Below are 13,066 nucleotides of genomic sequence, written 5' to 3' on the forward strand. Positions count from 1 at the left end.
GATTGGTTTTTCTATGATGGTCTGCTGTGCGGCTGTGCCAATATGACGAAGGTGAATAGATGCAACTAGGCAACATTAAGAACGTCGTGTTTGATATCGGCAATGTGATGGTTCGTTGGTCTCCTATTGAGGTAGTAAGGTTGACTTTCGGTGACATGGAAGATCTGGAGCAGTATGCAAAAGACCTTTTCCATAGTCATATCTGGGTGGACCTGAATAAAGGACTAGTGACTGAAGCAGAAGCCAAGCATCAATATCAGGCGTCCATGGGATTGTCTGAATTAGAGTGTGAGCGACTGTTTTATTATGTCAAACACTCCCAGATTTTGCTGTTTGGATCCATCGATTTGCTGAAGCGTGTGAAAGCAGCAGGCTATGGTGTTTACGCACTCACCGATAATGTAGTTAAGACGGTGGAGTATCTACAGTCGACCTATGACTTTTGGTCTGAATTTGATGGTGTCGTTGTATCAGCTAATATTGGTGTTATGAAGCCTCAAGCAGAAATTTACCAGTTATTGTTGTGCCAATATGACTTAACAGCCTCTGAAACCGTTTTTATCGATGATATGTCCTATAACGTAGAAGGGGCTAAAGCGGTTGGTATGTCAGCCATACAATTTAAAAATGCAGAACAATGTGAGTTGGCATTAAAGGAGCTTGGGTTGAGCTTCTAGACGGATCGGCGCCATTTATTTTTTAATTGTTGTCATCATGGCGTTTAAGTGATAAAAATATTGGTTATGAACCAATTATTTTGTTTTTTCAAAGGCAACACCGCTACCACCACGACCACAAGGTTGTTTGGAGGGTAGTTGCTGTTTGATTAAAAAAGCCCTCTGAGCGAATTGCCAGAGGGCTTTTTTAATGTCTATTTCTTGTTATTCGCTCAGAGTTTTTCACTCAATGTCTTTCATTAGGAGAAAGAAATGAAAACTCATCGCGAACTAGCAGAACAGCTCGATCTATTTCACTCAGAACAGCAAGCCCCCGGAATGCTTTTTTGGCACCCAAATGGCTGGTATTTGTTCCAAAAGATACAAGAACATATGCGACGCTGTTATCGCCAATATGGTTTTAAAGAAGTGCGTACGCCTCAGCTTATGAAAAAGTCCCTGTGGCAGGTTTCAGGTCATATGGCTATGTATGCAGACGATATGTTCTTTGGTGGCGAGCAAAACGGTGATCAAGAATATGCGTTGAAACCGATGTCTTGTCCCGCTCATATACTGATGTATAAACGGGGTGTACACAGCTATCGTGATTTACCACTTAGGCTGTTTGAATTTGGTCTAGTGCATCGTAATGAATCGTCTGGGTCGTTAAATGGTAGCCTACGTTTACGACAGTTTACTCAAGACGATGCCCATGTTTTTTGTGCTTGGTCTCAGGCTAAACAAGAAATCTGCTTATTTCTTAAGCGCGCTAAACAAATTTATAACGACTACGGTTACCAAGCCTTAGAGGTGAAAATCTCCACTCAACCAGAGCAGGCTCTAGGTGATGAGGCGACTTGGCGCCGAGCGGAGGAGATACTTAAGTCGGCTTGTCAGTTAGAAAAGGTTCCCTATGAGATCCAAGTCGGTGAGGGGGCATTTTATGGGCCGAAAATAGAGCTGGCATTACAAGACGCCATGGGACGAATTTGGCAATGTGGAACGGTCCAACTGGACTTCAATTTGCCAGAGCGCTTTGCCCTAGAATTCAATAATGACCAAGGCGAAGTGGAACGCCCTATTATTTTGCACCAAGCAGTATATGGCTCGATAGAACGATGGATCGGCATACTGCTCGAAGTGTCGCAAGGTGTATTGCCTGAATGGGTGCATCCACAACCCGTTGCATTAGTGACAGTGGATGATTCCGTCTTAGACTACGCTAATCAAATACGCGTCAACCTAGAGCAAGAAGACATCAATGTGCTGTGTGAGTTTAGTGACCATTCTGTTGGTCGTAAAATTAAACGCGGCTTTGAGCTGAAAATCCCCAATATCATTATCATTGGCGCGCAAGAAGCTAAAACAGCGAGCCTCTCTATCCGGCGGGGTAAGCAGATAGAGGTCATCAAGGAAAACGAACTGGTGTCGTTTTTGAAAGCCAAACAAAGTAGATAAAAGGGGCGCATTATGACCAGCGAAACCAGATAGGCCGCCAAGCAATTGGCGGCCTTTTCTATGCGCTGCATTGTGCCTGTTTATGTTTCGCAACCAAGGCTTCATAAATGGCGAGGTTGTTAGGCATATTGTTTCGTAAATGTTGAATACGAGAAGCATTAGCCGGGTGGGTTGATAACAATTCAGGTGTTTGACTGGTACTGCCTTTACTCATGTTTTGCCATAATTTAACGCTTTCCCTAGGATCAAACCCCGCTTTTGCCATGTATTGTAAGCCGAGTAAATCCGCTTCTGATTCTTGTGTTCGGCTAAACGGCAAAATGATACCGATTTGCGCCCCAATGCCCAAGGCTTGGAAAAGCGCTTTTTTCTCTGCGGATTCTTCACCACTGACTTGATAGCCTAAGGATAATAATTGGCTAGTGGCGAGTTGTGTTGATAGTCGTTCATTACTGTGTCTTGCTATCACATGGCCGATCTCATGACCAATGACGGCGGCTAATTGGGATGGGTTTTTCGCAACCTTCAATAGCCCTGTGTATACCCCAATTTTATAACCGGGTAAGGCAAATGCATTAACCTGCTTATCGTTAAATAACACCACTTCCCATTTTTGATTGCGGTATGGGGCGGGTAACACTGCAATGATGGCGTCTGCAACGCACTGCACTTCTCGGTTGAGTTTTGTATTAGAAGAGGCTGGTGTTTCTTGTTTCATGGATGAAAAAGACGCCACTCCCATTTTATTCATCTCGCTATCAGGTAACACCGCAAACTGCTTACGTCCTGTTGGAGATGAACTGCAACCTGCTACAGCAACCAACACTGTCACTAGCACAACTTTAGAAAAAAACGACATAACCTGCATCTAATACCGCCTTGTAAAACTGCATGGACTGTTGGAATAGCAGACATTATAGAGAAGGCGGCCTAAATGTGGCAACGCCGTTGTTTGGCGAGACGCTATGGCGTTTCAACATTATTGATTGGAACCAAAAGAATCGTCCCATTCTAGCCTTGCCCTTTAATAAAGAGGGGACGAAATCATCAAGTGATACTCTTGCCTTCTGGGTCAACAATACAGAAAAAGTTTCTTAGTGAGCCTCCACGACATGCTTGTCGCGATTCGTCGCTTTTAGTCTACCTCTAGTCGTTTCCAGCCATCTATCCCACCAACCGAGAAATTACACTGAGTTCATTGCTTATAACTAGATTAAAAGCCCCACACCGAGAGGTAAGGAAAAACAATGAACGCAGCAGAATTACATGATAACGCTATTGTGATCGATGGTTTGATTTGTGCGAATTGGAATCGTGAGTTGTTCGAAGACATGGCAAAGGGCAAGTTGACGGCCGCTAATTGCACTGTGTGCTTTTGGGAAAACTTTGAGGGTACGGTACGTAATATTGCCCAGATGAATCAGCTGATTGATACCAACAGTGATTTGCTGACCAAGGTTTACACAACCAAAGACATTTACCGCGCTAAAGAAGAAGGCAAAACAGGCGTGATGATGGGGTTTCAAAATGCTAACGCTTTTGAGGATCAAATCGGCTACGTGCAGATTTTTAAAGATCTTGGCGTGGGCATTGTGCAGATGTGCTACAACACACAAAACCTAGTAGGTACTGGCTGCTACGAGCGTGATGGGGGGCTCTCTGGCTTTGGTCGCGAAATCGTGGCTGAGATGAATCGTGTCGGCATGCTGTGTGATTTATCACATGTTGGTCCAAACACCGCTAAAGAAGTCATTATCGAGTCTAAAAAGCCGGTTGCTTACTCTCATTGCTTACCTTCTGGTCTGAAAGAACACCCACGCAATCGCTCCGACGAAGAGCTTAAGTTTATTGCCGATAATGGCGGGTTTGTTGGGGTGACGATGTTTACACCGTTTTTAAAAGCGGGGGTGAATGCCACGGTTGACGATTATGTCGAAGCCATTCAATACATCTACAACATCGTAGGGGAAGATGCGATTGGCATTGGTACAGATTTTACTCAAGGCCATGGCGAAGACTTTTTTGAATACCTTACCCATGACAAGGGCTATGCCCGTCGGTTGACACGTTTTGGTGAGATTATTAATCCAAAAGGCATTCGTACGGTTGGTGAGTTTCCAAATTTGACGGAAGCCTTATTAAAACATGGTTTTAGTGAGCGCCAAGTTTGCAAAATTATGGGTGAGAACTGGGTGAGCTTGCTGCGCGAAGTCTGGGGCGAATAGTCACGCTATCCGCCGAAACTCAGTTAGATATGACAAGTTACAAAAAATAGACCGTTTAATGAGGAAGTAAAATGAGTTCACATGCCCCTGAAATGCCCATCCAAGTAGACGATGAAACCGGTGTTTGGACAACAGACGCTTTGCCTATGCTGTATGTACCACGTCACTTTTTTGTTAATAACCATATGGGAATAGAGGATGAGATTGGTGCTGAGCGTTACGCTGAGATCCTTTATAAAGCTGGCTACAAATCCGCCTATTTTTGGTGTGAACAAGAAGCCGAGTGTCATGGTTTTACGGGCGATGAAGTGTGGCATCACTATTTGAAACGCTTATCTCAACGTGGCTGGGGCTTTTTTATCACTGAGGCGTTAGACGTTGAAAAAGGCACTGCAAAAGTGCGTTTAGAAAATTCCGCTTTTGTTTACCACTACGAAAAAATCCACGGTAAAAAAGTCAACCGCAAGGTGGATTACATGTTTACTGGCTGGTTTGCTGGTGCGTTAGATCAAGTGGCTAAAAGTCAGGGGTTGACGATTCGCACTCAAGCGATTCAAACACAAAGCGCCGCAGAAGAAGGTTGCGATGTAGGGTATTTTGAAGTGTCTCCTCTGTAAATTTTCACAGCCAATGCGCTCGCAAAACCAGGGAGCGCTTTCTTGTGTTTTTTAGATTTTTAGTTTGGTATTTTTTATAAGGACGGGGGTCTTGTTATGTCCCAGTATGATGCGTTATTTGAGCCATTAAACATCAACAAATTGACCATACGTAACCGTATTGTCAGTACGGCTCACGCGGAGGTATATGCGACTGATGGCGGCATGACGACAGACCGTTATGTGAAATATTACGAAGAAAAAGCCAAAGGCGGTTGTGGCTTGTGTATTTGTGGTGGTTCCAGTGTGGTGTCTATTGATAGCCCTCAAAGTTGGTGGAGTTCCGTCAACTTATCGACGGATCGTATTATTCCTCATTTCCAAAATCTTGCGGATGCGGTGCACAAGCACGGCGGCAAGATTATGATTCAGATTACCCACATGGGACGGCGTTCCCGTTGGGACGGCGAAAACTGGCCGAACTTAATGTCGCCATCCGGTATTCGTGAGCCCGTTCACCGTGCAACCTGTAAAACCATCGAAGTGGAAGAAATCTGGCGCATTGTGGGTGACTTTGTGCAAGCGGCACGTCGTGCTAAAGAAGGTGGTTTGGACGGTGTTGAATTATCTGCCGTTCACCAACATTTAGTTGACCAATTCTGGTCGCCTCGTGTGAATAAGCGTACTGACGAATGGGGCGGCACATTTGAAGGTCGTATGAAATTCGGTCTTGAAGTGGCGAAAGCGGTTCGTGCTGAAGTCGGCCCAGATTTTGTTGTGGGTATGCGTATCACGGGGGATGAGTTCCATCCAGATGGTCTAAATCACGAAGACATGAAGCAAATTGCTAAGTACTATGACGACACGGGTCTTATCGATTACTTCGGTGTGGTGGGGTCTGGTTGTGATACGCACAACACCTTAGCAAACGTTATTCCCAACATGAGCTACCCACCCGAGCCATTCCTACATTTGGCAGCGGGTATTAAAGAAGTCGTGAGTGTGCCTGTTATTCACGCGCAAAACATTAAAGACCCTAACCAAGCGAAGCGTATTATCGAAGCGGGTTATGTGGATTTTGTCGGGATGACACGTGCTCACATTGCTGACCCTCACTTTATCGCGAAGATCAAAATGGATCAGGTTGACCAAATTCGTCAATGTGTGGGGGCAAACTACTGTATCGATCGTCAATACCAAGGTCTTGATGTTCTGTGTATCCAAAACGCGGCGACCTCTCGAGAGTACATGGGGTTGCCTCATATTATCGAGAAAACAACGGGGCCAGTTCGTAATGTTGTTGTTGTCGGTGGTGGCCCTGGCGGTATGGAAGCGGCACGTGTTGCGGCAGAACGTGGACACAAGGTGACATTACTTGAGCGTGCTGAAGAGTTAGGCGGTCAAATTACTCTGGCATCGAAAGCGCCACAACGTGACCAGATTGCAGGTATTACGCGTTGGTTGGTGATGGAGCTAGATCGTCTAGGTGTGGATGTGCGTCTTGGTACTTCGGCCGATGAAGAGCTGATTAAAGAGTTCAAACCAGATGTCTGTATTCTTGCAACAGGCGGTCGCCCATTCGTTGAACAAAACCCTGAGTGGGGGGCTGATGAAGGCTTATGTGTCTCTTCTTGGGACATTCTAAGTGGCAAAGTCGAACCCGGTAAAAACGTTTTGATCTACGACACTATCTGTGAATTCTCAGGTATGTCTGCGGCGGATTATCTGGCGTCTAAAGGGTCTTTGGTTGAGCTGGTCACTGATGATATCAAGCCCGGTGTGGGTATCGGTGGTACGACCTTCCCAACTTACTACCGCTCGCTATACGAGAAAGAAGTGATCATGACATCTGACATGATTCTTGAAAAAGTATATCGCGAAGGCAGCAGCTTGGTGGCGGTACTTGAGAACGAATATACCGGTCAGCAAGAAGAGCGCGTGGTAGATCAAATTGTGATTGAGAACGGTACTCGTCCCAATGAAGAGCTGTACTACGCTCTGAAAGAGGCGTCTTACAACAAGGGGCAGATTGATGTTGAAGCATTGTTTGATATTAAACCTCAGCCTGTGTTGTCTGAACAAGTCGATGGCATGATCTTGTGGCGTTTGGGGGATTGCGTATCTCAACGCAACACACACGCCGCCATGTATGATGCGCTGCGCTTGTGCAAAGACCTTTAACGTTTAGCCGTACTCAACTAAACCAACTGAAACTGAACCCAAGGGGCAGCTAAGCTGCCCCCGCTTTTACTAGATGAGGGTGAAAGATGGTTATCGACTGGTTACCTTCTATTCTGATTATTGTGCTTCTGGCACTTGGCGTTATCGGTGCCTTGCGCCGTATCAGTCTATGGCGTGCAGGGCAGCCTGAAAAAGTGAATTTCATTGCTGGCCTGATGGCGATGCCAGGGCGTTACCTTAACGATTTGCACCACGTTGTTGAACGTGACAAATACATGTCTAGAACGCACGTTGCGACAGCGGGCGGCTTTGTGTTGTCTATGGTGCTTGTCATTGCGGTGTATGTTTTTCACGTAGAGCAAAAAATTGTCGCATGGCTACTGTTGGGCGCTTTGGTGCTTATGCTTTGTGGCGCATTTTTTGTTTTCAAGCGTCGTTTGAATCCGCCTTCGCGTTTATCCAAAGGCCCTTGGATGCGTTTGCCTAAGAGCCTGATTACCTTTGCGCTCACCTTTATTGTGTTAACGCTGCCTGTGGCAGGTGTGCTACCAGAAGGGTTTGGCGGTGTACTACTGACATTGATTCTGAGTGTAGGCGTCATCGTTGGTTTAGGAGAGTTGCTCTTCGGCATGGGCTGGGGTGGTCCCATGAAGCACGCCTTTGCTGGAGCCTTGCATCTTGCGTTTCACCGTCGCCCTGAGCGCTTTGGTGGTGGTCGATCCACCGGGCTAAAACCGGCACCATTGGGAGGCGAGTCACACGGTGTTGCTAAGCCAAGTGATTTCAAATGGAACCAATTACTTGGCTTTGATGCTTGTGTACAGTGTGGTAAATGCGAGGCTATGTGTCCTGCCTTTGCAGCGGGTCAGCCCCTTAACCCGAAAAAATTGATTCAAGATATGGTTGTGGGTCTTGCTGGTGGTACGGATGCGAAGTACGCCGGTAGCCCTTACCCAGGTAAAGAAGTTGGTCATGCTAAAGGTGGGGCGAACAACATTATTACAGCGGGTTTGATCGAAGCGGATACATTATGGTCTTGTACGACGTGTCGTGCCTGCGTTGAAGAATGCCCAATGATGATTGAGCATGTCGATGCGATCGTCGATATGCGCCGCTTCCTAACCATGGAAAAGGGCGATACACCTAATAAAGGGTCGGAGGTTCTCGAAAATATTATCGCGACGGACAACCCAAATGGTTACGCGCCGGGCAGTCGCACTAACTGGGCGGCAGATCAAAACTTGCCTGTGATGAAAGAGAAAAAACAGGCGGATGTTTTGTTCTGGGTGTCTGACGGTGCATTTGATATGCGTAGCCAACGTATCTTACGTTCCTTCGTAAAATTGATGAAAGCGGCTAACGTAGACGTTGCCATCCTAGGGGATGAAGAGCGTGATAGCGGTGATGTGGCGCGTCGTCTTGGGGATGATGCCACGTTCCAAAGTTTAGCAAAACGTAACCTTGCTACCTTATCTCAATACTCTTTCAAGAAAATTGTTACCACGGATCCCCATGCTTACCACTGTTTACGCAATGAGTACGCGGACTTTGATACCGAGGGGGCGTTAAAGGGTGTGGAAGTGCTTCATCATACGACGTTCTTGAATCAATTGGTTCAGGCTGGTTCTCTGAAACTGGATACGTTTAAAGGTGGCAAGGTGACCTACCATGATCCATGTTACTTAGGCCGTTACAATGGTGAGTACGAAGCACCACGAGACTTGCTGCGTTCCCTTGGTATTGAGGTTGCTGAAATGGAGCGCTCTAGATTCCGTTCACGTTGTTGTGGCGGTGGTGGCGGTGCGCCCATTACCGATATCCCTGGTGAACGTCGTATTGCGGATATGCGTATGGAGGATGTGACAGCAACCGGTGCAGAATTGGTTGCCGTTGGTTGTCAGCAATGTACAGCTATGCTGGAAGGGGTGGTTGAACCGCGTCCGGAAGTAAAAGACATTGCCGAAATTCTCGCCGGACAATTGATTGAAGAGGTGCATTAATGAGCGACATCATTCGACGCGATCCTCGCAGAGAGTGGATTGCCCGTAACAGGCTGCATCCACTCCATGATTCGGTGGCTAATGCTGTACAAGGAGAGGTGAGAGGGCCAAGTGGTCTTCTCCGTAAGAACCCTCACCAAGTTGGGTTCATTGGTCCGAATGGCCTCAAACGTATTGATCGCTTAAAAGGCAACGCTGTAGCGGGCGTGGGCAACAAGCGTTCTGCGGCGAACCAAGAGGCGGTATTGCCACTTCATAAAGTGGACAATCCCGATTTCTACATTGTGGTGGTGCCGGATATGGTCGGAGGTCGCTTATCCGGTCACGATAAAGATATTCTCTGTCTAGCACATACCATGGCCTCAACGATTGAAGGTAATGGCGCTGTGGTGGCGGTGTGCTTTGGCGAGAGTAAAGAAACCCATTATGATTTGGCCGGTGTGGATCGCTTGATTCATTTATCCGCTAGCGAATACGAAGGTTTTGCGCCCGAGGCAAGATTAACCGCGCTGACGCATATTGAAGCTCAATTGGCACCTAAGCACTGGCTGTTTCCAGACAGTATTCATGGCGGTAGTGATTTAGGCTCGCGCTTGGCCGCGCGTTTAGGTGAGCGCCCAGCCGCTCAGGCTTGGCAAGTGTCTAGCGAGCAAACGGTCTGTCGTGGTGGCGGTGGTAGCCTTGATATTTCTCGTCAAACGCCACGTATTCTGATGTTGTTAGAAGAGTGTGGCGAAGCCATTGACGAAACGCGTCATGAAGCATTGGCCATTGAGGTGGATGGTATCTCGGTGAGTGAGCCTGCGTTGCAAGACAAAGGTTTGATGGACGTTGATCCTAGTGCCATTCCGCTTGCCGAAGCCGAGTTTATTCTTTCGGCGGGTAACGGCATTCATAATTGGGATCAATTCCACAAAGCAGCAACGATTCTTGGTGCTACCGAAGGGGCCAGTCGAGTTGCGGTGGATGATGGGTTTATGCCACGTTTCCGTCAGGTTGGTGCGACGGGCACTTGGGTGACGGCTCGTGTGTATCTTGCTGTGGGCATCTCGGGTGCGATTCAGCATATGCAGGGTATTGGTCAATGTGACAAAGTGGTTGCCATCAACACGGACGCGGGGTGTGATATGGTGAAACGCGCTGCCTTGAGTGTCATCGGTGATAGTGAAGACATTTTGGCTGAGTTAATGTTGTTGGCACAAGCTCGTAAGAAGGGTTCACAAGAGGAGCAAAGCGATGCAGCCTAACGTTGTTTCCTTGATATCAATTGGTCGCCATCCTCAATCGGGTCGCGCTCGTCGTGCTGAGCAAGATGGCCGAGGTGTTGAGCTTGGCTTGAAGCTTGCAGGTGAAAAGCTTTCTGTGTTGCATGTTGGTAATCCAGAAGAGCCCGTGCTTCGTCAATATGCTGGTATGGGATTACCCGCTATGACCGTCTTGAAGCAAGATGAGACAGCGGATGCCGTCCCCGCGCTAAGTGATTATTTGCAACAAGAAAAAATTGACATTGTGCTCACAGGTGTTCGCTCAGAAAGTGGTGAATCTTCAGGTATGGTGCCTTATCTGTTGGCGGAAAAGCTTGGTTGGCCAGTCGTGGCTCGGGTGGCGGATATTGTTTCCATTAAAGACGGTGTTGCTGAGGTGTTGCTAGCATTGCCTCGTGGTCAACGCCGTTCTGTAACGGTTAAGTTACCCTTTATTGCCAGTGTTGATAATGCGGCAGCACCAGCTCGCCAAAGTGCGTTTGGGCCAGGGCAGCGTGTACGTATGGAAAGTGTAAACACGCATGGTGAAGTGGACCAAATTCGTGTAGATTGGCAAGAGGCTCCAGCGAAACCTCGTCCTAAGCGTTTGAAAACCGTGAAGGCTAAGACAGCGGCAGATCGCTTTAAAGCCGCTACTGCGAAACCACAAGGTGGATCCGGTAAAGTCATGAAAAATGAAAGTGCTGCTGAGAAAGCTAAAGCCATTTTTGACCTATTAATTGAAGAAAATGTTATTCGTTAGATATATGCTATTCGTTGGGGAAGGGAGTAGACGAAATGATGATCGTAGATTTAATCGATGAAGTGGATTTTAAAGAGAAGCTCATCGGTATTGGCGCGCCAGTGGACACCGCTAAAGACTTAAAAGAAGTTGATACTTGCCTTGTCTCTTGGCTAAATGAATGCCCAGAGCAAACGTATTTCGTCAAACTGGTTTGCCAAGAAATCATCGAAAGTAATGCCACCATCCTCCCTGAAGTCAAAACCATCATGCAGGCGTATCTCTAATCTAATAAAGTCATTAAAAAAACGCTTTAACTTGATTCGAGTTAAGGCGTTTTTTTATGGGTGGCATGTGCCTTTATTTCTATTGGATTTTTGACTGAGTGTATTTAGATCAAAAAATAATGGGTGTTTTTTCGATTGATGATGGCGATGGCGCCTATTGCGAGATAAGTGTTTAAGAGAAGTCGTACGTGTGGAGCGCAATGACTCTACACGTACGTTATGCATTTAGCCTTTCAGATGTTTGAGAATCGTGTCTGAATACCAATCCAAGAAGTTAATCACTCCATATTCAAAGGTTTCGGAGTAGGGGCCAGGTTCGTAGCCGATGGAGTTAATGCCTTGCTGGTTGCGCTCGCCGAGTATTCTATCTTGGTCGTTGGTAGCATCCCAAACTTGGCGTAGTCGTTCAGGGTCGTAATCCACACCTTCGACGGCGTCTTTATGGACAAACCACTTTGTGGTCACCATGGTTTCTTGCGGGGAAATAGGCAAGACTCTAAAGACGATAAAGTGATCGGATTGCATGTGGTTCCAGGAATTAGGTAGGTGCAATATCCGCATGGAGCCAAGTTCTGGGTTTTTAATGCGCCCCAACATTTTTTGACAGCCTGCACCGCCATCAATAGTCATCACTTTGGTGTTTTTCTTAAGCGGCATGCGCACGATGCGGTTGCGTTGTCGGCTACCAAAGCTTTGATGTTTGTGAGGAATGCCTTCGGCGTCCCATTTGTCGGCTTGAGATTGATAGTGGTCGAGAAAGTCCTGAGGAGCTCGTGGATCGTTAGTGTCATCCCATTCCAGTAAGGTATTAAGCAATTCAGGATGGTTGTTGGCACAATGGTAGCATTCACGGTTGTTCTCGAGGACGAGTTTCCAATTGGCTTGTTCGTGCATATTGGATTCGACAGCCAGTTTGGTATTTTCTACATCATAAGGCGCCATGTATTCTTCTAACGTGGCTAAAAAGTCGCTGAAACCATCATCTGGGGCGTCTTTTCCTAAACAAACAAAGATGAACCCACCAGCCGTTTTGCAATGAGCGGGTTTGAGTCCATGTTTTTTCATATCGAAGTCTTTGCCCATTTCTGTACCAGCAAACAAGAGGTTGCCTTTTAAATCATAGGTCCACTGGTGATAAGGGCACACTAAGTTTGCCACTTTGCCCCGGTGTTCGGTGCAAATGACAGAACCGCGGTGGCGGCAGGTATTGTGAAAAGCATTCACATTGCCGTCGCCATCGCGTACGAGGAAGACGGGGTTTTGACCAATCTCGACGGTGAAGTAATCGCCTTTTTTAGGGATCTCACTGGTCATGCCCACAAATAGCCACTCTTTGTGAAAAATCTCTTCCATGTCGATACGAAATGTATGTGGATCATTATAAAGTTCAGCACTAAGGGAATAGTTCTGTTGGCGTTGTTCAAGTGAGCTTGTTACTGAAGCGCGAGCTTCATCAAGCGAATTATGCCGTATGTTTATTAAATCTATTTGCTTCATCTTTCTGGATCCTTCATAACAAAAAGAATAGATGGAAGAGGATTGTGAAAGGCTATCTTCTCTTAAATGGTTTGAATAAAAATGTCTATTCACGACATGCCAAAGTATTTAAATCGACGTCATGAAATGATGGAAATGGTCTTTGTCTGGGGGAGTGACTGCATTGAGCAACTTCGTGTC

The 13,066-nt window shown here is 46.6% G+C and carries 12 protein-coding genes; 10 read left to right on the forward strand and 2 right to left on the reverse strand.

Translation table 11 applies throughout. The annotated features are described in order from the left end of the window. Positions 1 to 59 precede the first annotated feature (59 nt). Together AC0VYG_RS09150 and thrS are read left to right on the forward strand one after the other, a co-directional pair. A complete protein-coding gene (locus AC0VYG_RS09150) occupies positions 60 to 677 on the forward strand; it encodes an HAD family hydrolase (protein ID WP_475432002.1) in 618 nt (205 codons plus the stop codon). Positions 678 to 929: 252 nt separating this feature from the next. Then, positions 930 to 2,114 (forward strand): threonine--tRNA ligase, encoded by a 1,185-nt coding sequence (gene thrS, locus AC0VYG_RS09155; protein WP_475432003.1) that lies wholly within the window; start codon positions 930 to 932, stop codon positions 2,112 to 2,114. 58 nt (positions 2,115 to 2,172) lie between these two features. Here thrS and AC0VYG_RS09160 read toward each other — a convergent pair whose 3' ends face one another. Continuing rightward, a complete protein-coding gene (locus AC0VYG_RS09160) occupies positions 2,173 to 2,982 on the reverse strand; it encodes a M48 family metallopeptidase (RefSeq protein WP_475449907.1) in 810 nt (269 codons plus the stop codon). Between the two features lie 68 nt (positions 2,983 to 3,050). On the opposite strand from AC0VYG_RS09160, the gene AC0VYG_RS09165 reads away from it, so the two are divergent. From AC0VYG_RS09165 to AC0VYG_RS09200, 8 genes are all read left to right on the forward strand, one after another. Continuing rightward, positions 3,051 to 3,212: a hypothetical protein gene (locus AC0VYG_RS09165; RefSeq protein ID WP_475432005.1), complete on the forward strand. Its 162-nt coding sequence runs from the start codon at positions 3,051 to 3,053 to the stop codon at positions 3,210 to 3,212. 149 nt (positions 3,213 to 3,361) lie between these two features. Next, positions 3,362 to 4,339: a dipeptidase gene (locus AC0VYG_RS09170; protein ID WP_475432006.1), complete on the forward strand. Its 978-nt coding sequence runs from the start codon at positions 3,362 to 3,364 to the stop codon at positions 4,337 to 4,339. Positions 4,340 to 4,410: 71 nt separating this feature from the next. Beyond that, positions 4,411 to 4,956 carry a DUF5943 domain-containing protein gene (locus AC0VYG_RS09175; protein WP_475432007.1) on the forward strand — a complete coding sequence of 182 codons (546 nt, stop codon included), beginning with the start codon at positions 4,411 to 4,413 and terminating at the stop codon, positions 4,954 to 4,956. A gap of 96 nt (positions 4,957 to 5,052) precedes the next feature. Beyond that, positions 5,053 to 7,116, forward strand: coding sequence for a dimethylglycine demethylation protein DgcA (gene dgcA / locus AC0VYG_RS09180; protein WP_475432008.1), 2,064 nt, complete (start codon positions 5,053 to 5,055; stop codon positions 7,114 to 7,116). An 86-nt stretch (positions 7,117 to 7,202) separates the two neighbouring features. Continuing rightward, positions 7,203 to 9,116 carry a (Fe-S)-binding protein gene (locus AC0VYG_RS09185; protein ID WP_475432009.1) on the forward strand — a complete coding sequence of 638 codons (1,914 nt, stop codon included), beginning with the start codon at positions 7,203 to 7,205 and terminating at the stop codon, positions 9,114 to 9,116. Next, positions 9,116 to 10,363 (forward strand): electron transfer flavoprotein subunit alpha, encoded by a 1,248-nt coding sequence (etfA, locus tag AC0VYG_RS09190; protein WP_475432010.1) that lies wholly within the window; start codon positions 9,116 to 9,118, stop codon positions 10,361 to 10,363. Before AC0VYG_RS09185 ends, etfA begins: the two co-directional genes overlap by 1 nt. After that, a complete protein-coding gene (etfB, locus tag AC0VYG_RS09195) occupies positions 10,353 to 11,123 on the forward strand; it encodes an electron transfer flavoprotein subunit beta (protein WP_067016377.1) in 771 nt (256 codons plus the stop codon). The genes etfA and etfB overlap by 11 nt, the downstream gene beginning before the upstream one ends. Before the next feature lie 35 nt (positions 11,124 to 11,158). Further along, on the forward strand, positions 11,159 to 11,389 hold the full coding sequence (locus tag AC0VYG_RS09200) for a hypothetical protein (protein WP_067016380.1): 231 nt from the start codon (positions 11,159 to 11,161) through the stop codon (positions 11,387 to 11,389). A 225-nt stretch (positions 11,390 to 11,614) separates the two neighbouring features. Here AC0VYG_RS09200 and AC0VYG_RS09205 read toward each other — a convergent pair whose 3' ends face one another. Continuing rightward, entirely contained in the window at positions 11,615 to 12,886 is a 1,272-nt protein-coding gene (locus tag AC0VYG_RS09205) for an aromatic ring-hydroxylating oxygenase subunit alpha (protein WP_475432011.1), read from the reverse strand. Positions 12,887 to 13,066 lie beyond the last annotated feature (180 nt).

Source organism: Marinomonas sp. 63XJN7_7_ISO-PGPR-S23-202, assembly GCF_056173505.1.

What these genes read in the sequence shown, in the direction of transcription:
- AC0VYG_RS09150 (WP_475432002.1), top strand. Translation starts at nt 60, where the DNA reads ATGCAACTAGGCAACATTAAGAACGTCGTGTTTGATATCGGCAATGTG.
- thrS (WP_475432003.1), top strand. Translation starts at nt 930, where the DNA reads ATGAAAACTCATCGCGAACTAGCAGAACAGCTCGATCTATTTCACTCA.
- AC0VYG_RS09160 (WP_475449907.1), bottom strand. Translation starts at nt 2,982, where the DNA reads ATGCAGGTTATGTCGTTTTTTTCTAAAGTTGTGCTAGTGACAGTGTTG.
- AC0VYG_RS09170 (WP_475432006.1), top strand. Translation starts at nt 3,362, where the DNA reads ATGAACGCAGCAGAATTACATGATAACGCTATTGTGATCGATGGTTTG.
- AC0VYG_RS09175 (WP_475432007.1), top strand. Translation starts at nt 4,411, where the DNA reads ATGAGTTCACATGCCCCTGAAATGCCCATCCAAGTAGACGATGAAACC.
- dgcA (WP_475432008.1), top strand. Translation starts at nt 5,053, where the DNA reads ATGTCCCAGTATGATGCGTTATTTGAGCCATTAAACATCAACAAATTG.
- AC0VYG_RS09185 (WP_475432009.1), top strand. Translation starts at nt 7,203, where the DNA reads ATGGTTATCGACTGGTTACCTTCTATTCTGATTATTGTGCTTCTGGCA.
- etfA (WP_475432010.1), top strand. Translation starts at nt 9,116, where the DNA reads ATGAGCGACATCATTCGACGCGATCCTCGCAGAGAGTGGATTGCCCGT.
- etfB (WP_067016377.1), top strand. Translation starts at nt 10,353, where the DNA reads ATGCAGCCTAACGTTGTTTCCTTGATATCAATTGGTCGCCATCCTCAA.
- AC0VYG_RS09200 (WP_067016380.1), top strand. Translation starts at nt 11,159, where the DNA reads ATGATGATCGTAGATTTAATCGATGAAGTGGATTTTAAAGAGAAGCTC.
- AC0VYG_RS09205 (WP_475432011.1), bottom strand. Translation starts at nt 12,886, where the DNA reads ATGAAGCAAATAGATTTAATAAACATACGGCATAATTCGCTTGATGAA.